This window comes from Nitrososphaera sp. (assembly GCF_050748925.1).
GTDB lineage: Archaea > Thermoproteota > Nitrososphaeria > Nitrososphaerales > Nitrososphaeraceae > Nitrososphaera.
Genome location: NZ_JBOGQF010000265.1, coordinates 1 through 1,011, shown reverse-complemented (window position 1 = coordinate 1,011; position 1,011 = coordinate 1). Strand labels below are relative to the sequence as shown.

The window sequence follows — 1,011 nt, the reverse complement described above, 5'->3', positions numbered from 1 at the left end:
CCTCTGTGGGGGCAAGAATTGTTGCACGCAAAAAGCCTCCCGTTCCTTCTCCCAACCAGCACGTCGGTGGAATTTATCGTAAACACCTTCCAGCGGTTGTCCTGGATATCGTCGCTCTTGCAGACCTGCAACATAAAAAAAGAAAAAGAAGGGGCGTATAAGCCTAGAGGTGGATCAGGCTTCCCTGAGATCCGGTATGCGGGGACTGGCCCGCAAACTTTCTCCTAAAGTGGCCCGACGGTCTCTTTGAGAGCAGTTCTATGAACCACGCCTCGTGCTCTACCTCTTCCTGCATTATCCTCTGCGCAATGTCGTAGGTCCTTGGGTCCTTGCCTGTCGTCAGGTCACAGACCTCTCCCCAGGACCTGATGGCGCACTGTTCCGCCTCGAGCAGCACCTTCAGGATGGAGTTTATGTTCTCCCAGTCCTGCGGCAGGAACGCGTCGGGGCAGCCCGCCTGGTCCGCGAATTTCCGTATGTCGCGGGGGAGCGCGCCTCCCAGCTCGTACAGGCGGGGCACCATTGCCTCAAAGTGGTTCCTATCCTCTATTCTCGCGTCCTCGACGATCTCCTTGATACCTTCACCCTCAAGCCCTGTGCAGTGCATCCTGAGAATTGTGTAGTAATAGTAGGTCGTAAATTCTGCCCCTACGCCTTTCAGTATCAGCTCCTTGAGTCTGTCGATGTTTATGCCGTTTTTTTGCAGGACTTCGAGGGCCACGATGTTTGGGACCGGCCTTGTAGTTTTCGCATAGTCAGTATCAGTCATGAGACGATAATTATCCTGAAAATTTTAAAGGCTATCTCTATTGCCTACCTGTCTATTCCCGGTAGAAAGATGCGCGTGTTTTCTTGACCCATAACGTATTATACGCACACGCCCTTCTCAAGGTGGGATTGTCGGAAGCGGGGACTCCAGCAGAAGTTCCGGACACTAAAAAGAGCATAGCGCAGCCGCCCCTCAACATGCTTTTCAACCCGTCTCTTCTGGTCAGAAAGGACGTCTGGAAC

At 53.0% G+C, this 1,011-nt stretch carries 2 protein-coding genes; both read right to left on the bottom strand.

Features of this window, described 5'->3' with window-relative positions:
- On the bottom strand, positions 1 to 134 hold a 134-nt coding region (locus ACREAY_RS12165; RefSeq protein WP_431756030.1), incomplete at its 3' end, for a Rieske (2Fe-2S) protein.
- 29 nt (positions 135 to 163) lie between these two features.
- Positions 164 to 769 carry a DNA protection during starvation protein gene (gene dps / locus ACREAY_RS12160; RefSeq protein WP_431756029.1) on the bottom strand — a complete coding sequence of 202 codons (606 nt, stop codon included), beginning with the start codon at positions 767 to 769 and terminating at the stop codon, positions 164 to 166.
- Positions 770 to 1,011 lie beyond the last annotated feature (242 nt).

Bases quoted from the DNA above. Each gene is read 5' to 3' on its own strand.
- dps (WP_431756029.1), bottom strand. From the start codon at position 769: ATGACTGATACTGACTATGCGAAAACTACAAGGCCGGTCCCAAACATC.